The organism is Emticicia fluvialis (assembly GCF_024793945.1).
In the GTDB taxonomy this organism is placed as follows: domain Bacteria; phylum Bacteroidota; class Bacteroidia; order Cytophagales; family Spirosomataceae; genus Emticicia; species Emticicia fluvialis.
In genome coordinates this window covers 237,260-255,614 of sequence record NZ_JANUSD010000004.1, presented here as the reverse complement: position 1 = coordinate 255,614, position 18,355 = coordinate 237,260, and the positions used below count along the sequence as shown (strand labels likewise).

Below are 18,355 nucleotides of genomic sequence, written 5' to 3'. Positions count from 1 at the left end.
AAAAGATTTATAAAAAACACCATTACCTGAAAACAATAGATGAAAGTACCGGAAAAGTAGATAAGCGATACTTTAGACTTGAATAAGAAAAGCTGAAGAATACTATAAATGGTATTTGCGGCGCGTGGGATTTATCAGAAACTTCTTGTGCATGGTAAAACTTTCGGGGTGCATCTGGCTGAACAGCACACTCCATTCTCTGAACCTTTCAGGCTCGGCCTGTGCAAACTTATCTTTATCTATTTTTTTGCTTATCAGGTATTCTTCGAAAGTCATAGTTTCATGATTTTGTACAAATTTATAAAAAAACTTTAAAGGCTTAGCCATATAACGCGTTTGTAAAAGCAATACTAAATTTAAAGATTCTCATTAATCAATACTGCGTAACCAGCCTGTCAGACTACGGCGTTCGCGGTTCGCAGGTAGTACTTCATGTTCTATTTTATCGCTTTCAAATACAATCAGCCTGCCACCCAGCGGCAAAACGGTTTTGTCGCCGTCCGGCAAAAATAAAACGAGTTCTCCGCCATTATCAGGCTGCCAGTTCTGGTTCAGATAACAAATGAAAGATAGTTTTCGCCCAGAGTCATTTCTGAATTTATCGAGATGCCGTTTATAAAACGTACCTACCGGATAAGACGCATAATGGATTTCATAAGACCGTAACCCCAGAAAACAGGTATAATTTACATAGCCCATAAATTGTTCCAGGCGGTCAAGAAATACAGTTTCTATTCCTACGGCATTGCTTTTCTCCAGCCACAGAATCTCATCGCCTCTTATATCCTTTACCACTTCATGGCTTTTACTGATACCAGCCTTTTTAAACGCTTGTGCCTGATAATGCAATAGAAAACGCTCATTAAGCGCTGATATTTCTTCGTCAGACAGGAATCCGTCCAAAATGCCATAGCCCCGGTCTAATATCTGAGAAATTATTGATTCAAATGCAACTTGCCATGTTTCTTCCATAATTTATGCGTATTTTTGCACCCGTTTTTAAGGTTGGCCAAAAGGCCGTTTTTTTGACACTTACAGACCAAGGCTGTAAGCATCAGGTTCGCAAAATTAGATAAAAATGTCATTTCTTCAAGAATTACACAAACGCCGTACGTTCGCTATCATTGCCCACCCCGATGCCGGGAAAACCACACTGACCGAGAAGCTGCTGCTTTTCGGAGGTGCCATTCAGACGGCAGGGGCGGTAAAATCGAATAAAATCAAGAAATCTACTACTTCCGATTTCATGGAAATTGAGAAGCAGAGAGGTATCTCGGTGGCCACTTCTGTAATGACTTTTGAATATAGAGGGCTTAAAATCAATATTCTGGATACCCCCGGCCACAAAGACTTTGCTGAAGATACCTATCGAACGCTTACTGCCGTAGATAGTGTAATTCTGGTAATTGACTGCGTAAAAGGCGTTGAGGAACAAACCGAAAGGTTGATGGAAGTTTGCCGGATGCGTAATACGCCGGTGATTATCTTTGTAAATAAACTGGACCGCGAAGGACAAAACCCTTTTGATTTGCTGGATGAACTGGAGCAAAAACTGAATATCAGTGTACGCCCTATTACATGGCCGGTTAATGGTGGCTCTAACTTTAAAGGGGTGTATCACCTGCTGGAAAAAAAGATGAACCACTTTGCCGTAAACAAAACACGCCTGGAAGACGATATTGATGTGATTGAGCTGGAGTCGGAGGTGCTGGACAAAAAAGTTGGTGAAAAAGATGCCAACCAGCTAAGGGAAGATGTAGAACTGATAGAAGGGGTTTATAGCGAATTTGATAAAGAAGCTTACCTAGCAGGAAACCTGGCTCCTGTATTTTTTGGTAGTGCCGTAAGCAACTTTGGCGTGATGGAACTTCTGAATACTTTTTGTGATGTGTCTCCTCTGCCTGTGCACCGCATGACAGACAAACGTATGGTGGAACCTGAGGAAAAGAAATTCAGCGGATTTGTCTTTAAAATCCACGCCAATATTGACCCACGACACCGTGACAGAATTGCTTTCCTGAGAATTTGCAGCGGACAGTTTGAACGTGGAAAATTCTATAAACACGTACGCTTAAGTAAAGATATGCGTTTCTCAAGCCCGTTTGCTTTTCTGGCCGACAGAAAAGATGTAGTTGAGGATGCCTACCCGGGAGACGTAATTGGTCTATACGATACCGGTACTTTTAAAATTGGCGATACGCTTACCGAAGGAGAAGCGCTTCAATTTACGGGTATTCCAAGCTTTTCGCCAGAGATATTCAAAGAGGTAATTAACAATGACCCTATGAAATCGAAACAATTAGAAAAAGGTGTGCAGCAGCTGACAGATGAAGGCGTGGCCCAGTTATTTACCCAGCAACCAGGTAACCGTAAGATAATAGGCACAGTTGGTGAGCTTCAGTTTGAGGTTATTCAATACCGACTGCTGAATGAATATGGCGCCAGCTGTAGATTTGATGCCCGCCCTTATTCTAAAGCCTGCTGGATAACCTCAGAAGATAAAGATAAGCTGGCTGAGTTTGTGCGCCTGAAAGGCAATTATATTGCTTATGATAAAGACCAGAATCCGGTTTTTCTGGCAGAGACCGACTGGATACTACGAATGAATATCCAGAACAATCCGGACATCAAGTTTCATACTACCTCTGAATTTAAAACAGAAATGGTTTAGTGATACGCTCACTAAACCATTTTTATTAATATTTTACCTTTATGCTGTGGTACTCTTCCTGCTCCTGATAGTCAGCTCTTAATGGGTGCCCTTCCCAATCAGCCGGAAGCAGTATTCTCCGCAAGTCGGGGTGGCCGGTAAAATCAATTCCAACCAAATCAAAGGCTTCACGTTCGTGCCAGTCTGCCGTGCGCCAGATACCTGCTACTGAAGGCACCTGTGGCAAGGGCTCTCCTTCTGCATTTCTGGGTACTTCCACCTTCAAAACGAAATTATGTTCATACGGAATTGAGGTAAGATTATAGATTACCTCAATGGTGCCAACGGCAGGGCCGTTATCAATGGCTGTAATACAGGCCAGAAAATCAAAATACAGGTTGGGGTTTTCATGCATAAATGTGCAGACATCCACAATGCTTTCAGCCGGAACCGTTAAGCTGGGTTGAAGAACATTGCTCTCAGCTTTCAGTACAATTGTTTCACCAAACTTATCTGTAATTACCTGCTTTATTTGTTCAAAATCCATAATTATCCAATTGGGTGCATGCGTGACTGACTGATTATTTACAGATTAATACATTCCTATATATATCGTCAATACCTTTACCATCTGTTTAATATATATTGATTCCTAAAGTTAAAACATAATCTGTTATCCTGAAAATCAAATTAGTTTATTATGGCTTTTAAACCTTTTTTAATGATTTCACTCTAACAATTGCAACGTTGTAAAAAGGACAATTTTCTTACAATCAACCAATTCAAAAAATGAAAAAAATACTTTTAGTGTGCACGCTTATTGGCGGAGTACTTACCGGAGCATTTGCCCAGCAAGACAAACCAGGGCGTGGAGACGGACCTCATAAAACACCAGAACAACGCGCAGAAATGAGAACCAACCGCATGAAGGAATCGCTGGCCTTAAATGATGATCAATATAAGAAAATGCTGGCTATTAATCTGGAGCAGGAGAAAAAAAGGGATGAGTTCAGAAACGAAGAAAGAGAACGAATGCTTGCCAGCCGTAAAAGAATGAAGTCTAACTACGACGACGCCATGAAAAGCTATGAGAGTGTTCTGACACCCGAACAAATGACAAAATTACGTGAAGAAGCAAAAAAAAGAAGAGCCGAAATAAGGGATAACTGGAAGGAAAGAAGAGGAAGAAGATAAACCCCGGCTTTACAAAAACAAAGGCATAACTTTTACCGGTTATGCCTTTGTTTTTGTAATTTTTTAAAATCTAGTTTTGCTGAGACAACAAATAAAGTACGGCCATTCTGACAGCTACGCCGTTTTCTACCTGGTCGAGAATAATTGAATGATGAGAATCAGCGGCATCGCTCGATAACTCCACACCCCTGTTTATCGGCCCGGGGTGCATTAGCACAATTTCTTTATCCAACTCATCGAGCATTTGTTTATTGATTCCGAAATAGAGCGAATATTCACGCAATGAAGGGAAATACTTAATTTGCTGGCGTTCCAGTTGTATTCTCAGAACATTGGCCACATCGCACCATTGTAATGTTTCTTTTACGCTATGAGAGATTCTTACGCCAATTTCATTAATATATTTAGGCAAAAGGGTGTTAGGCCCGCAAATAGTAACTTCTGCACCCAGTTTCTGCAAGCAGAAAATATTCGAAAGCGCCACGCGCGAATGCAGGATATCGCCAATAATGGCAATTTTCTTACCGGCAAGGTCTCCCAGTTTTTCCTGCATAGAAAAAGAATCAAGCAAAGCCTGTGTCGGGTGCTCATGCGTACCGTCACCAGCGTTTACAATATTGGCTTTTATTTTTTTAGACAAATAATGAGGCGCTCCCGGGCTACTATGGCGCATTACAATCATGTCTACCTTCATAGCCAGAATATTATTAACGGTATCAAGCAGGGTTTCTCCTTTTTTTACAGAGCTACCCGAAGCCGAAAAATTAACGACATCAGCAGAGAGCCTTTTTTCAGCCAGCTCAAATGACAGACGCGTACGGGTAGAATTTTCAAAAAAAACATTGGCAATTGTTACATCTCTCAGCGAAGGTACTTTTTTTATCGGTCGGTTAATAACCTCCTTAAATTCTTTGGCAGTTTCTAAAATAAGCTGAATATCGTTTGTTGTAAGGTCTTTTATACCGAGTAGATGTTTGGTACTCAATGATTGCATCTTAATAAGAGAAGTATGTTTGGCAAAATTAAAAAAAAAGCCCCAATACACAAAAGGGGCTAATGAAAATCATGAAACAATGGCAGCCGGTTGCCGTTCTATCTCAATAATTTTTTTGATATCGTCCCAGAAACTCGGGTACGATTTCACTACCACATTGGGTTCTTCTATGGTTACGTCTGTCAGCATTGCCAGCGGTGCAAAAGCCATAGCCATCCGGTGGTCGTCATAAGTAGCAATGCTTACAGGGGCGCTGCCGAACTCAAAACCTGAGCCAGACACCCTGTATTCGGTATTGGCTACTACTTCTGTTAGGCTTCCTCCAAACTTCTTAAGCTCGTTCTGCAAAGCTAAAATCCGGTCTGTTTCTTTTATTTTAAGGCTCTCTATGCCTGTAAAAACAGCTTCAATACCTTTGGCTACACAGGTTACTGCAACGGTTTGCGCCAGGTCGGGGCAATTGGCAAAATCCCATTGAAGGCTAGGCTGGGCAGGTATTTTTGTTAACAATACGCCATCGGCTGTAAAAGTACTTTTCACACCCAGTTGGGTCATTATAGCTACAATAGCGCTATCGCCCTGCAATGAGTTCTCTTTCAGACCTAATAATTCTACCCGGGTGTCTTCAAAGGTTGATAACGCAACAATACTATACCAATAACTGGCCCCAGACCAGTCAGACTCTACCTGATAGCTGGTTGGCTTGTATTGCTGAGAAGCAACTGTCAGCACTTTGGCATCCCAATCGGCTTTGGCATCTACACCAAAAGCTTTCATCTGCGCCAGGGTCATGTTAATATAAGGTATTGACCCAATTTCACCTGTCAGACGAATGGTCAGCCCCTGCGGTAATGTGGGTGCAATCATCAAGAGAGCTGAAATATACTGGCTGCTTACATCTCCTCTTATAGTTACTTCACTACTTTTCTGCGCCGACAAGCCATTTATCTGTAAAGGCGGATACCCTTCTGTTTTCAGATATTCAATATCGGCTCCAATGGTTTTAAGGGCCTCAACCAAAATACCTATGGGGCGCTCACACATACGAGGCGTACCTGTCATGGTTTTGTTTTGGTTGGTTGCGGTAAAATAGGCGGTTAAAAAACGCATGGTTGTTCCGGCATCAATCACATCGGCAACTGGATCAGCAGATTGCAAAAGGCGAATCATGGTCTGGGTATCACGAGCCGAAGAAAGGTTCTTCAAATCGCCTTTAAAACCAGACAGTGCATTGATAATCAAGGCTCTGTTGCTTTCAGATTTAGATGAAGCCAACAGAATTTTAGTATCAAATGCCTGAGCGTTTTTGTAAAGAATTACTTTTTCCAAAATATTAAGTAGTGTTATGCCGTCAGAATTTGCCTGTTAAAAAAAATTACCAGGCCAGGTATCTGAACAATTAAATAATTATCTGCCAATCAGGCTGCTTTCAATCTGCCTATTAAATACAATAATGGGTACCGACATTTAACCCAGATAACTGCTGATGCTCATGATATCGGCAAATACACCCGATGCCGTTACCTCAGCACCTGCACCCGGGCCTTTAATAACCAATGGGTTAAATTTATACCGCTCGGTAGTAAATGACACAATATTCTCTGAACCCGCCAGATTAAAAAACGGATGGTTACGACCTACCGATTTCAGTTCAATGGTAACCTTTTCTTCGTCCAGGGTAGCAATATAGCGCAGCACCTCGCCTTTTGCTTCGGCTTCAGCCAGAAGTTGCTCAAAACGGTTATTATCTTTTTCTAATTCCACAAAAAAGTCTTCAACTGTTTTGGCTTGCAGACAGGCATCGTTCAAAAGGTTGATGATTTTTACGTCTTCGGGTTCCAGTCTCAATCCGCATTCTCTCGATAAAATCAAAATCTTGCGGGCTACATCCTGGCCGCTCAGGTCGTCACGTGGGTCTGGTTCTGTGTAGCCTTTGGCCTTGGCCTCCTTAACTACATCCACAAATCTTTCGCCTACTCTGAAATTATTGAAGATATAGGCCAATGTACCCGATAATACGGCTTCTATTTTATGAATTTTGTCTCCGCTCGTTATAAGCCCCTGAAGCGTGTTAATAATGGGTAGCCCTGCCCCAACGTTGGTCTCATACAAAAACTTCACGCCGTGTTTCTGGGCAGCTTTTTGCAGCATAAAGTATTGCTCAAACTTTCCTGAATTTGCCACCTTATTAGGGGTTACTATTGATACGCTTGAACTCAAAAGCGAATAATAGTACTGAACAATGTTTTTATCGGCCGTGCAATCAACAAACACGCTATAGGGCATGTTCAGATCCTGTACGTCAGATACAAAAGAGCCTATGTTTGCTATATCTCCGTTTTCCAGTAATTCTTCCTTCCAGGTTTCAAGGCTTATGCCTCCTTCATTCAATATCATTTTACGGGTATTGGTGATACCCACCAGCCTGATATTCAGATTCTTGCGAGACTTCAGGTAATCTTTCTGCTCGCGAATCTGGCGTATCAGTGTACTGCCAATAAGCCCGGTTGCACCCACAACAAACAGATTGAGCGTAAGCCCATCTACCTGAAAAAAGGTTTCATGAATAGCATTAAGCGCCTTGCCAATATCTTTTTTATGTATTACAACCGAAATGTTAAGCTCAGAAGACCCCTGAGCCGTAGCCACCACGTTAATACCGTTTTTACCCAAAACAGAAAACAACTTGCCGGATGTACCCGAGCTTGATTTCATTCCTTCGCCTACAACGGCAAGCACAGAAAGGTTATGCTCAATGGCTATGTTATCTAACAATCCCTGGGCTATTTCAGTAGCAAATCCTTCTTCCAGAATTTCTTTTACGCCATAGGCAGACTTCGGCTCTACGGCAAAACAGATGGAATGTTCAGACGAAGCCTGCGATATCAGTATTACACTGATTTTGTTCTTGGCCAGTATAGAAAACAACTTGGCCGATATACCCGCCACGCCTATCATACCACCACCCTGTACATTGATGAGGGCGATGTCATCAATAGAAGATATGCCTGTTATAGAATACTCTTTGGTTTCGGCGGTTTTGCTGATAAACGTACCCGGGTGCTTATGATTGAAAGTATTAAGAACCTTAATTGGGATATTCTTGTAAAAAGCAGGTGTAAGACTAGGCGGATATATAACCTTAGCCCCAAAGTGCGAAAGCTCCATGGCCTCGGCATAGGTTATGGTTGGTATCGTAAAAGCATTCTTTACCTTGCGCGGGTCTGCCGTCATCATACCGTTTACGTCCGTCCAGATTTCTATCACGCTGGCGTTCAGGGCAGCACCAAAAATTGACCCGGTGTAGTCAGAGCCTCCTCTGCCCAGGGTAGTAGTAACCCCGTCTATAGTAGAACCAATAAAGCCGGTAATACATTGCAGTTTATTAGTCTGGGCAAAATGCTTGCGAATCAGCTCATTGGTCAGCTCAAAATTTACATCAGCATGCCCAAACGCATCATTAGTTTTAATTACCTTTCGTGCATCTAAAAACTCTGCTTCAATGCCTTTGTTTTTTAAAGCCTCGGTAATAATAGAAGTAGAAAGCCTTTCACCGAAACTCACTATTAAATCAAGTGTCCGGTTCGATAATTCCTTTATAAGCGACACGCCTTTGAGCAGGTCTTCCAGTTCATTAAACAGCCCTCTTACTTTTGCAATGGCACTGCTCTGGTTCTTTATATCAATAAGCCCTTTAACTGCATTGAAATGTCTGTCTTCTACCGAACGCAATTGTTCGGTAAATTCAGGGTCTGACTGCGACGCCATCTTGCCTATCTCAATCAGCCTGTTGGTTACACCACCCATAGCAGAATACACTACAGCTATTTTACTTCCTTCGTCCAGATTCTCTTTGATAATCTGAATAACCTGATTGATACTTTCTACTGTGCCTACCGAGGTGCCCCCAAACTTTAAAACTTTCATTATCTTCTGGTTGATAAATTACTACATCATTAATCTGCACAAGCAATTACGCTTCTGTTTGCCGCCGAACAAAAAAATACCCCACTTCGGCAAGGAATGGGGCGTTTATTGATGAAGTGTGCGCAAATATAATGATTTAAATACCAAAGAAAGAAAAATAGCTGCAAAATTGTGTTTTTCAAAGAATAGACCCGGAAGGCAAACGCTATTTAGAAGATTATCTAAATATTTAAGCAGTATTATTTGGCAAAACTGATTTTTTTTCAGAATTTCGTATCAATAACATTTGTTCAATAACTACTGATTCTCTTTTCCAAATGAATAGTTTATTTAAAGCGCTGAACGACTCCACCCGCCGGGAGATACTGGAGATGCTGAAAGATGGAGACATGACTGCAGGAGACATTGCAGAGCGCTTTGATATGACCAAACCCAGCATTTCGCATCACCTTGATTTGCTGAAACAGGCCGACCTTGTGGCTGCCGTAAAAAAAGGGCAGTTTATCTATTACTCGCTTAATATGACTGTGATGGACGAAATTCTGGCGTGGTTTATTCAGTTTAAACCTGCTGCAGCCGAAAAACCAAGAATCCGTCTTCAGGTTAATTCCCGCACTATTTCTGAATAAAAGCCGACCAAAACTTTGAATGTCATGAAACGCAGTTTGATGTTCGAAATGCTCATTATTGGCATTGTACTTGCCCCTTTTGCTTACTTGCTGGCTAGCTGGAACTATGCCATTTTAGGTGGGCAAATACGCATTCTGGTACTATACGGCCTGGCAGCACTTTTCTTTTATTTCCTGCCTTTAGTGATGCAGTATCTTGACAGCAAGAAACCCAATGCCGATTTTCTGATTCGCAGCGATAAACGCATCAGGCTAATCTGGTCTTCCTACCTTTCAGCGCTGGGTTTTATTCTTTTCTTTTATGTGCTGCATGATTCTGAAGGAGAAAGCATCCCTCCCCGCTACCTCGGTGTGGCCTTATCATTATTTTTATTTGCCAGTGGTAATTTTCAGTCAAATTTGCACCCAAGTAGCGCATTTGCAGGTAATAACTGGTTTACCAAGAGTTTTGAAGAAAAAAACTATCGCCAGTTGCAACGTTTTACCGCCCGTTTGTTTTTTTGGGTGGGCATAGCAGGTACTGCTTTTTTTCTGTACTTTACTGAAAGCAAACTCGTATCATGGGGATTGATATTTATCGGAGCTGTTATTTTTTATGGCATAGTTATTCGTCTAATCAGAAACATTGCTACCAGCCGATGACCCGTAAATTTCTTCATAGAGTCTGATGGTCTGCATTGCTTCTTTCACATCATGTACCCTCAGGATATTCGCACCATTCGTCAACGCAACCATATTCAGTGCCGTTGTGCCGTTTAAAGCTTCTGAAGCAGTTATACCCAGAGTTTTCCAAATCATTGATTTGCGAGAAACCCCCACCAGCATTGGCAGGCCAAGCACCTGAAAGGCAGGTAGATTTTTCATCATTTCAAAACCCTGTCTGGGGCCTTTGGCAAAGCCAAAACCCGGGTCAATGATAACATCTTTTACTCCTGATTCTCTTAAACTGTTTACTTTTATTTGCAGTTCACCCAGCACATCAACAGTCAGTTCGTGGTAATCATTCAGCCTGCTCATGGTCTCCGGGTTGCCCCTGCTGTGCATAAGTATGTAAGGCACGGCTAATTCAGCCACTATACCAAACATGAGGCTGTCTAAATTGCCGCCGCCTATATCGTTAATTATCGATGCCCCTGCCTTTACAGCTGCTTTGGCTACTGCGCTTCTAAACGTGTCTATAGATATAACGGCATTGGGGTAATGCCTAGCTATTGGTTCTATAGCATTAAGAATTCGCTCAGTTTCTTCATCAATACTTACATCTGCTGCATGGGGCCGTGTTGAGTATCCGCCTATGTCTAGTATGGATGCGCCTTCATCCAGCATTTTCCCTGCCACATCTACAATCTGTTGTGGCGCTGCCAGATAACGGCTTCCTTCAAAAAAAGAATCGGGTGTAATATTGAGAATACCCATTACTGACGGACGTGTTAAATCCATCAATCGTCCATTCGGAAGACACACCAGGGCATTGCTTTTTAAGGTTGACATTTGTTTATAGCCATGAAGTTTTATAGTTTTGCAATAATAGATTATATATTCCGGAATTCCTTAAAATTATCCTTTTTTGGATTGTGCGCATGAATCAGACCGAATTTGAATACAGATATATTATAAAAATTTGTCAGGATCTTTTCGAGAAAAAAAACAAAGATTACGGCACTTCGTGGCGTATTCTGCGCCTTCCGAGCATCACCGACCAGATTTTTATTAAAGCACAGCGCATCAGAACCATCCAGGATAAAGGCTTCAGCAAAGTAGACGAAGGCATAGTGCCAGAGTTTATAGGCATTATCAATTATTGCGTAATGGCCCTTATTCAACAAAAGCTGGTGGACGAAACAAAAATTGAGATTCCGTTTGATGAGTTGCATGAACTGTACAATAAGGAAATAGATGAAGTAATGGCACTTTTATTTAATAAAAACCATGACTACGGTGAAGCCTGGCGCGATATGCGCGTGGGTTCAATGACTGATATCATTCTAATGAAGCTGTTCAGAATCAAACAAATTGAAGACAATCAGGGCAAAACCATTGTTTCTGAGGGCATAAGGGCTGGCTATCAGGACATCATCAATTATGCTGTTTTCTGCATGATAAAACTGGGCCAGGCACAAAGCCAGCAATAAAGCGCTACAAGCAGAAAACTAAATTATAATTCAATAGGCTGTTCGAACTTTACCTTGTTCTTTTATGAAAATACCTGCACAAATTGCTCGCATCATAGTGGGTGTCATTTTTATTTTTTCTGGTTTTGTAAAAGTAGTTGACCCCGTAGGAACAGGCATAAAGCTGGAAGAATATTTTGAGGTTTTCTCGCAGGATATCCCAGCTTTAGAGGGCTTCTTTATGTTTTTTGCGCATAACTCGCTTGCGTTGTCGCTTATTTTTTGCGCATTAGAGGTTATTCTGGGTGTTGCTACGTTGCTTTCTTACCGCATGAAAATCACCTCGTGGTTGCTGCTTGTCATTATTGTATTTTTTACTTTCCTTACTTTTTACTCTGCGTATTTTAATAAAGTAACAGACTGCGGATGTTTTGGCGATTTTCTGAAACTAAAACCGTGGACGTCATTCAACAAGGACATTTTCCTTACGGTACTGATTGTAATTATATTTATATACAGAAACGGGTATAAAGATTCTAACCTGCATAGTGTTATGGCGTTGGTTTCGGTAGTCTCGTTTGGTATTGGCATTTACGCCATCCGTTACCTGCCTCCTATTGATTTCCTTCCTTATGCAGTTGGCAAAAGCATACCCGAGCAGATGAAACCCACGGGCATTAAACCCGTTTTTGAATATACTTTTCTGAACAAAAAAACCAACGAAGAGGTAAAATCGGCAGAGTTTCTGATGGATACCACTACATATAAATATGTAACATCCATTACTCTGAATGATGATAAAGTGAAACCAAAAATCACCGATTATTTTGTGAATGATGCGCAGGGAAACGTGTATACTGATTCTACTTTTATTGGCAATAAATTGTTGTTTGTTTTCAAGAATATAAAAGACGTAAACGAGGCAGAAATAACTGAGATAAAAGCTTTGGCCGGAAGCGTGCAAGGCAGCAGTATAAAACCCATTATATTAACTTCGGCCATTCAAACAGAATTTGAAGCCTTCAGGCAGGCCAATGTCCTTTCAATTCCTTATTTTACTGCCGATGCCGCCGTATTAAAAACCATGGCACGAACAAATCCTTGCGTGATTTTGTTACAAAACGGAGTGGTAAAAGGCAAATGGGGCAACAATAGCATACCCAATAAAGAAGATTTAACTAAACTGCTCAAATAGTTATATACTAAATACTTAATAATTACGCCCAAGCAGACAGAATGACTACTAACATTTTTTTGATTGGCATGCCGTCGTCAGGTAAAAGTACTTTGGGGAGGCAACTGGCCAAGAGTTTAGGATACGAATTTATTGACTTAGATGCCCGGATTGAGCTTGCAGAGGGAAAGAAGATTTCTGAAATATTTGCATTAAACGGCGAAGAATATTTTCGTAAGGTAGAAAATCAGCAGTTGAAGAAAGTTCAAAAAGATATGCGTTCTGTAGTTGCCACAGGAGGAGGTGTACCTTGTTTTCTGGACGGACTGGCGTATATCAAAGAAAATGGTATCAGTATTTTTCTGGATGTAAAGCCCGACAGATTGTTGGAAAGAATGCAGTTATCGAAGAAAAATGAAAGACCCCTTTATGACCTCGAGAATAAAAATCTGCTTGACACATTAACAGAAAAATATAATGAACGCCTGACCTACTATCAACAGGCCGATATTACCATTGAGGGAGACACCGACCCCGATGCCATTCTTTGGATTTTAGAGGCTGAATTTGCCAGGAAAATCCGGTAAAACAAAAATGACAACTCTTGCGGGTTGTCATTTTTGTTTATACACCTTTGTATTTCATTTATTTAATATCATTTCCAAAACCTTATCAGAAGAATGTACCAACCGACACCACAAAACTGGTTGCCTTGGTAGTTAAGGCAGCAGAACCATAATTTGCCGGATTAGACAATTCATAAGGAGTATAAGCGCCTTTAAACTGGTTAAATACACCTGCCAAATCAATAAAGAATTTGGAAGATCGGTACCCAATACCACCAGTAAACAACATTTGAGAGCGGTCCAGATTATCTGCTTTTACTTTGTAAGGGTCTGGCATATATTTGGCCCCGGCGCGTAATCTTATACTCTGAATACGGTACTCAGCCCCTACTTTTACATTTACAGCGTCTACATAAGTTGATTGTATACCACGTTTCTGATCAGAACTCCAGTCTTTGTCCTGAGTATCTTTTATTCCCATTCCTCTATAACCAACATACTCGGCATCAGCAGTAATAAAACCTGCTTTGTTAGGCAAAAAGAAAGTAGCGCCACCACTGGCTCTTAATGGGGTAGTAAGGTTATAAGAAAATACGTTCTCTTCTGTAGCCACATAGTTAGAAGCTTTAGAAGGAATTACCGGGTTTCCGGGTTTGGGGTCTGTTCTTATGTTTGAATTATAAATTTCGCTAACACTAATCCAGGAAGGGGTAGTTAAACTGGCACCCAGACTGATTGACTCTGTTGCTTTGTAAATAGCGCCCAGTGAAAAGTTCACACCTGAGCCTCTAACATACAGGTTCTCGTTATAGTCAAATCCGTTAAAAATAACTCCGTTGGTAAATCTTTCACTATGCGAATTGGTGTTTTCATAGTTCAGTCTAACAAAACCAATACCAAGGCCTATATAGGTTTTATCGTCAAAGTTGATACCATAACCAAGATTCCACTGGCTGGTAGAACCAGTTGCCGAAACATTACCTACCTGGTCAGCCGGAAGAGCCTGCTCAATTTTGCTGTAAGGCGCTCCGCCATTTTGCGATGGGTCTATCATGTAGGCCTGGTAATACATTGACGTTGAAGTAAACGCCGTACCGGTGTTAGGGTTAAACTCATCATCAAGTGTTTTAGAATCTGCACCGCGCAGTGAAGCCTTTTGAGCAAAAAAATCCATCATTGAACTTCGCTGATTAAGACCGTTATAGCGGAAATCACTCAAAAAACTATTTTGTCTTGAATAGGTAATGGCAAATGCCGAGCGTTTTTTTCTTGTACCAACGCCACCACTGCTAAAAACAAGCCCTAGCTGCCCGATGTTCGGACTGGTAGAAGATCTGCCGAATTGTTCACCGGCATATACCGAAGAAGTATTAATAGAATTTAATACAGGGGTAATACTCAACTCTGAGCGATTGTAAAATCCTAATCCGGCGGGGTTAGTGTAATTATTGGTAGCATCTGCACCTAAAGAAACGTATCCACCACCTAAACCCTGCATACGGGCCGAACCTGAAATTTTTGTTTCCGAGAATCTGAGGGCTTCTTCACCATAAAAGTGGCCACCCAAACTTAATTGTGCCTTGGCTCCGATTGCTCCTGAAAGAAAGGACGCGGTAATCAGAATGCGTGAGATTTTCATTTTTTTTATACTTTATGATTGAAGAATCAGCCTGCATGCCACAACATGCATTTACCGGTATTAACCGTGTATAAGTTTTACCATTCTTCTAAATTAAGGGTACAACAAAAAAGCTTTTTCATTTAATAGAAAACCTCGCCAAACAAAGTTGATTCAGCGAGGTTTCTGAATATTTTACAAAATAAAACCGTTTTCACGTACGCTCGCAAGAGCTTAACAAGCACCATCGTTCAATTGTTCGGCCGGCAGGTTATTATCTTGGACCCCGGCTTCCGCCGCCACCACCACCGCCGCCGCGTGAGGCGCCGCTGCTACTGCTGCTACCTGAACTTGAACCACGGCTACTGCTTCCGCTGCTCCAGCTTGAGTTGCTTGAGGAGCCTGAGCTTCTCCAGCTGTCAGAACCTCTTGATGAGTTTCCGCTACCACTTGACCAACTGTTAGACGAACGGGTGTTGCTTGAAGACGGACGGCTATATGAACTACTGCTACTGCCGGGCGTTTCGTAACCACCGTTTCGGCGAGGCCGGGCGTAGTAAGTATCATTACTGCTGCTGTTTGAACGCGATGAGCTCGGGGTATTATCAAATGAAGAGTTATAGCCTCCGTTTCTTCTTGGTGCGGCATAATAACCATCATTTCCGGTATAAGTTCTGCCACCGCTACCTACCGAGGTAGTTCTGGCATTGCTTCCATCAGACCGGCGTCCGCTTTCATTGGTTCTGATAGCGGTATTATTGAAGCGATCATTATAGTAAGCTGAGCCTCTGCCACCGTCACGTGGGCCATAAGTACGGTTTCTTGCAGCGCCAACTACACCCGCTGTTGCGTTGTAATAATAGCCCGGGTAACCACCGTAGTATCCACCATAACCATAATAATCGTAAGGGCTGTAAAAACCACCACCCCAAGGAGAGTATCCCCAAGGAGAATAAATAGAGCTGTAATATGGGCTGTAAAAACCACCGCCCCAGAATGGGTCATAAAAGCGGCTTCCCCAGAAAGGGTCATAATATCTGCCACCGAAACCACCATAACCCATGCCTAAGCCCAAACCAAAACCGATATTAATGCTATTGTAACCAAAAGAATTATATCCGAATGGCGAATAATATCCGAAACGGCTGAACGGACTTGCCCATCCCATTGGCTGGCTCCAGGCATAATCATTCCAACCTGATTGATATCCGTCTGAGAAACCTGATGAATAACCCGGCTCGGCAGAATACGAACGTTTCACCTTGCGTGAGTTTACGTAATTTTCATCATAATATTCATCAGTTCCTTCAGCCTGAACTGGCGACTCTTCTCTCTGATAACGCAAATTATCTTCAAAGTCAGGATTCTGGTATATGGAAGGTCGTGTAGATGTTTTATAAGCTACCTCGGGGGCATCTTTTGATGAACCGTACAAGTCATCATAATCGCCCTTGGTGGCAACCTGCTTCTGACTACAACCCCAGGCACCCAAAAGCACTGCAACCGACAGATACCTGAAAGATTTGAAAGTGTTCATTTTATATTGAATTAATTGTGAGCAAATATAACCTGTTGTCTATGTGAATGATGCACAGGCACCTTAAATGGTTGTATGGCTTATTGAAAAAATTAAAAAAAATTTAGAAACCAGTAAAACCAGATTTTTACATCGCATCCCGTTACCGCAGATTACCTAAAAGTAACGAATTTAACTATGACAAACTTAATATAAAAACTTATCTTTGCAAGCCAATCCAAATGAAAGTTTAATTAAAAGTAGGCAGGATTGTGCTTTTTATAGATATAACGTAAATATACACCTGTTAGATTCATTACAGGCGATAAAGTTTAATTTAACTGACAATTATGAGTAAAGGTCTTCCAAAACGCAGTGAGAATTATTCGGAGTGGTACAACGAATTAGTTAAAAGAGCAGACTTGGCCGAGAATTCGGCAGTAAGAGGCTGTATGGTTATAAAACCTTATGGTTATTCAATCTGGGAAAAAATGCAACGCGCCCTTGACGACATGTTTAAGGAAACAGGGCATACCAATGCTTATTTTCCGCTTTTTGTACCCAAAAGTTTGTTTGAAGCTGAAGAAAAAAACGCCGAGGGTTTTGCCAAAGAATGTGCCGTTGTAACGCATTATAGATTGAAAAGCAACCCGGATAAACCTGGCTCGCTCATGGTTGACCCTGAAGCTAAACTTGAAGAAGAATTAGTTGTAAGACCTACCAGTGAAGCCATCATCTGGAGTACCTACAAAAACTGGATACAATCATACCGTGATTTACCGATACTGATTAACCAGTGGGCCAATGTAGTGCGTTGGGAGATGCGCACCCGTATGTTTTTACGTACGGCCGAATTTCTTTGGCAGGAAGGACACACCGCCCATGCATCCAGCGAAGAGGCCTTGACAGAAACCAAACAAATGCTTGATGTATATGCCACTTTTGCCGAAGAATTTATGGCTGTACCAGTGGTAAAAGGTTTCAAGTCTGCAAATGAACGTTTTGCCGGTGCTGAAGAAACCATGTGTATTGAGGCCATGATGCAAGACGGTAAAGCCCTTCAGGCTGGTACCAGCCACTTCCTTGGGCAGAATTTCGCAAAAGCTTTTGATGTGAAATTCCAGTCGAAAGAGGGGAAACTGGAACACGTATGGGGTACGTCATGGGGTGTGAGCACACGTTTAATGGGTGCCTTAATAATGGCTCACTCAGACGACAACGGGCTTGTGCTTCCTCCAAAATTAGCGCCAATACATGTAGTTATTGTGCCTATCTATAAAGGTGAAGAAGATTTATCGGCCATTAAAGAGACCATTCAGCCAATTATCAAAGAGCTTAAATCTTATGGTATCAGCGTTAAGTTTGATGACAGCGACGCCAACCGCCCGGGATGGAAATTTGCAGAATATGAACTAAAAGGGGTGCCTGTACGCATGGCCATAGGTATGAGAGACCTACAAAATGGTGTAATAGAAGTAGCCCGAAGAGACACCTTAAGCAAAGAAACACGTGCAATAGAAGGCATAGCCGTTTATGTAAAAGATTTGTTGAATGAAATTCAGGAGAGCATTTATCAGAAAGCATTGAATTTCAGAAAAGAAAACTCTTTTGAAATAAACACCTGGCAGGAATTTGAAGAACAGATAGAAAAAGGTGGTTTCTTGCATTGCCATTGGGATGGTACCTCAGAAACAGAAGAAAAAATAAAGGAGCTTACCAAAGCGACTATCCGCTGTATTCCGTTAGACACTAAAGAGGAAGAAGGCAAGTGTATTTTAACTGGCAAACCTTCATCAAAAAGAGTTATTTTTGCAAGGGCTTATTAATAAGTTGTTTGTGAGTTTCACAGCAAATGCCTGAAAGACCTGGCTTCAATATGAATTACGGTCTTTCAGGCATTTGCTTTTTTTTCAGGTTTGAGACTAAACAAATTTATTGTTTCATCCATATCAACTCTATCCTTTTCCTTTATATAC

At 41.6% G+C, this 18,355-nt stretch carries 17 protein-coding genes; 8 read left to right on the top strand and 9 right to left on the bottom strand.

The genetic code is table 11. The annotated features are described in order from the left end of the window. Positions 1-102: 102 nt before the first annotated feature. Both NZ848_RS06585 and NZ848_RS06580 read right to left on the bottom strand, forming a co-directional pair. On the bottom strand, positions 103-276 hold the full coding sequence (locus NZ848_RS06585) for a hypothetical protein (protein ID WP_173830566.1): 174 nt from the start codon (positions 274-276) through the stop codon (positions 103-105). Positions 277-369: 93 nt separating this feature from the next. Beyond that, positions 370-972 carry a 2OG-Fe(II) oxygenase gene (locus NZ848_RS06580; RefSeq protein ID WP_259014853.1) on the bottom strand — a complete coding sequence of 201 codons (603 nt, stop codon included), beginning with the start codon at positions 970-972 and terminating at the stop codon, positions 370-372. A 106-nt stretch (positions 973-1,078) separates the two neighbouring features. On the opposite strand from NZ848_RS06580, the gene NZ848_RS06575 reads away from it, so the two are divergent. After that, entirely contained in the window at positions 1,079-2,671 is a 1,593-nt protein-coding gene (locus tag NZ848_RS06575; protein WP_101727887.1) for a peptide chain release factor 3, read from the top strand. A 25-nt stretch (positions 2,672-2,696) separates the two neighbouring features. Here NZ848_RS06575 and NZ848_RS06570 read toward each other — a convergent pair whose 3' ends face one another. After that, on the bottom strand, positions 2,697-3,197 hold the full coding sequence (locus NZ848_RS06570) for an NADH-quinone oxidoreductase subunit C (RefSeq protein ID WP_259014852.1): 501 nt from the start codon (positions 3,195-3,197) through the stop codon (positions 2,697-2,699). Between the two features lie 242 nt (positions 3,198-3,439). Between NZ848_RS06570 and NZ848_RS06565 the strand changes: the two genes are divergently transcribed. Further along, positions 3,440-3,844 carry a DUF4890 domain-containing protein gene (locus tag NZ848_RS06565; protein WP_259014851.1) on the top strand — a complete coding sequence of 135 codons (405 nt, stop codon included), beginning with the start codon at positions 3,440-3,442 and terminating at the stop codon, positions 3,842-3,844. A gap of 70 nt (positions 3,845-3,914) precedes the next feature. Here NZ848_RS06565 and NZ848_RS06560 read toward each other — a convergent pair whose 3' ends face one another. From NZ848_RS06560 to thrA, 3 genes are all read right to left on the bottom strand, one after another. Next, positions 3,915-4,838, bottom strand: coding sequence for an aspartate carbamoyltransferase catalytic subunit (locus NZ848_RS06560; protein WP_101727968.1), 924 nt, complete (start codon positions 4,836-4,838; stop codon positions 3,915-3,917). Positions 4,839-4,907: 69 nt separating this feature from the next. Further along, positions 4,908-6,167 (bottom strand): 3-phosphoshikimate 1-carboxyvinyltransferase, encoded by a 1,260-nt coding sequence (locus NZ848_RS06555; protein ID WP_259014850.1) that lies wholly within the window; start codon positions 6,165-6,167, stop codon positions 4,908-4,910. A 138-nt stretch (positions 6,168-6,305) separates the two neighbouring features. Further along, positions 6,306-8,765, bottom strand: coding sequence for a bifunctional aspartate kinase/homoserine dehydrogenase I (gene thrA, locus NZ848_RS06550; protein WP_259014849.1), 2,460 nt, complete (start codon positions 8,763-8,765; stop codon positions 6,306-6,308). Positions 8,766-9,082: 317 nt separating this feature from the next. Here thrA and NZ848_RS06545 point away from each other — a divergent pair, with 317 nt between their 5' ends. Both NZ848_RS06545 and NZ848_RS06540 read left to right on the top strand, forming a co-directional pair. Continuing rightward, a complete protein-coding gene (locus NZ848_RS06545; protein WP_101727892.1) occupies positions 9,083-9,394 on the top strand; it encodes an autorepressor SdpR family transcription factor in 312 nt (103 codons plus the stop codon). Between the two features lie 24 nt (positions 9,395-9,418). Beyond that, complete coding sequence (locus tag NZ848_RS06540; protein WP_259014848.1) at positions 9,419-10,036, top strand: hypothetical protein; 618 nt, start codon at positions 9,419-9,421, stop codon at positions 10,034-10,036. Here the strand turns inward: NZ848_RS06540 and folP are convergent. Then, positions 10,007-10,885: a dihydropteroate synthase gene (folP, locus tag NZ848_RS06535; RefSeq protein ID WP_259014847.1), complete on the bottom strand. Its 879-nt coding sequence runs from the start codon at positions 10,883-10,885 to the stop codon at positions 10,007-10,009. The two genes, NZ848_RS06540 and folP, sit on opposite strands and share 30 nt — an antisense overlap. 89 nt (positions 10,886-10,974) lie before the next feature. Here folP and NZ848_RS06530 point away from each other — a divergent pair, with 89 nt between their 5' ends. The 3 genes from NZ848_RS06530 (at position 10,975) to NZ848_RS06520 (ending at position 13,266) form a co-directional block, all read left to right on the top strand. Beyond that, positions 10,975-11,526, top strand: a complete 552-nt coding sequence (locus NZ848_RS06530) for a DUF1599 domain-containing protein (protein ID WP_253534677.1) — start codon at positions 10,975-10,977, stop codon at positions 11,524-11,526. Positions 11,527-11,590: 64 nt separating this feature from the next. Next, positions 11,591-12,700: a BT_3928 family protein gene (locus NZ848_RS06525; RefSeq protein WP_259014846.1), complete on the top strand. Its 1,110-nt coding sequence runs from the start codon at positions 11,591-11,593 to the stop codon at positions 12,698-12,700. A gap of 41 nt (positions 12,701-12,741) precedes the next feature. Beyond that, positions 12,742-13,266, top strand: a complete 525-nt coding sequence (locus NZ848_RS06520) for a shikimate kinase (RefSeq protein ID WP_253534673.1) — start codon at positions 12,742-12,744, stop codon at positions 13,264-13,266. 85 nt (positions 13,267-13,351) lie between these two features. On the opposite strand, the gene NZ848_RS06515 is transcribed toward NZ848_RS06520, so the two are convergent. Next, on the bottom strand, positions 13,352-14,884 hold the full coding sequence (locus NZ848_RS06515) for an OmpP1/FadL family transporter (protein ID WP_259014845.1): 1,533 nt from the start codon (positions 14,882-14,884) through the stop codon (positions 13,352-13,354). A 253-nt stretch (positions 14,885-15,137) separates the two neighbouring features. Continuing rightward, positions 15,138-16,400: a hypothetical protein gene (locus NZ848_RS06510; RefSeq protein WP_259014844.1), complete on the bottom strand. Its 1,263-nt coding sequence runs from the start codon at positions 16,398-16,400 to the stop codon at positions 15,138-15,140. Positions 16,401-16,729: 329 nt separating this feature from the next. Between NZ848_RS06510 and proS the strand changes: the two genes are divergently transcribed. Continuing rightward, the gene (gene proS / locus NZ848_RS06505; RefSeq protein WP_259014843.1) at positions 16,730-18,205 is read left to right on the top strand and encodes a proline--tRNA ligase; all 1,476 of its coding nucleotides are present in this window, start codon (positions 16,730-16,732) and stop codon (positions 18,203-18,205) included. Positions 18,206-18,355 lie beyond the last annotated feature (150 nt).

Bases quoted from the DNA above. Each gene is read 5' to 3' on its own strand.
- NZ848_RS06565 (WP_259014851.1), top strand. From the start codon at position 3,440: ATGAAAAAAATACTTTTAGTGTGCACGCTTATTGGCGGAGTACTTACC.
- NZ848_RS06525 (WP_259014846.1), top strand. From the start codon at position 11,591: ATGAAAATACCTGCACAAATTGCTCGCATCATAGTGGGTGTCATTTTT.
- NZ848_RS06530 (WP_253534677.1), top strand. From the start codon at position 10,975: ATGAATCAGACCGAATTTGAATACAGATATATTATAAAAATTTGTCAG.
- proS (WP_259014843.1), top strand. From the start codon at position 16,730: ATGAGTAAAGGTCTTCCAAAACGCAGTGAGAATTATTCGGAGTGGTAC.
- NZ848_RS06540 (WP_259014848.1), top strand. From the start codon at position 9,419: ATGAAACGCAGTTTGATGTTCGAAATGCTCATTATTGGCATTGTACTT.
- NZ848_RS06560 (WP_101727968.1), bottom strand. From the start codon at position 4,838: ATGCAATCATTGAGTACCAAACATCTACTCGGTATAAAAGACCTTACA.
- NZ848_RS06585 (WP_173830566.1), bottom strand. From the start codon at position 276: ATGACTTTCGAAGAATACCTGATAAGCAAAAAAATAGATAAAGATAAG.
- thrA (WP_259014849.1), bottom strand. From the start codon at position 8,765: ATGAAAGTTTTAAAGTTTGGGGGCACCTCGGTAGGCACAGTAGAAAGT.
- NZ848_RS06510 (WP_259014844.1), bottom strand. From the start codon at position 16,400: ATGAACACTTTCAAATCTTTCAGGTATCTGTCGGTTGCAGTGCTTTTG.
- folP (WP_259014847.1), bottom strand. From the start codon at position 10,885: ATGTCAACCTTAAAAAGCAATGCCCTGGTGTGTCTTCCGAATGGACGA.
- NZ848_RS06545 (WP_101727892.1), top strand. From the start codon at position 9,083: ATGAATAGTTTATTTAAAGCGCTGAACGACTCCACCCGCCGGGAGATA.
- NZ848_RS06570 (WP_259014852.1), bottom strand. From the start codon at position 3,197: ATGGATTTTGAACAAATAAAGCAGGTAATTACAGATAAGTTTGGTGAA.
- NZ848_RS06515 (WP_259014845.1), bottom strand. From the start codon at position 14,884: ATGAAAATCTCACGCATTCTGATTACCGCGTCCTTTCTTTCAGGAGCA.
- NZ848_RS06575 (WP_101727887.1), top strand. From the start codon at position 1,079: ATGTCATTTCTTCAAGAATTACACAAACGCCGTACGTTCGCTATCATT.
- NZ848_RS06580 (WP_259014853.1), bottom strand. From the start codon at position 972: ATGGAAGAAACATGGCAAGTTGCATTTGAATCAATAATTTCTCAGATA.
- NZ848_RS06520 (WP_253534673.1), top strand. From the start codon at position 12,742: ATGACTACTAACATTTTTTTGATTGGCATGCCGTCGTCAGGTAAAAGT.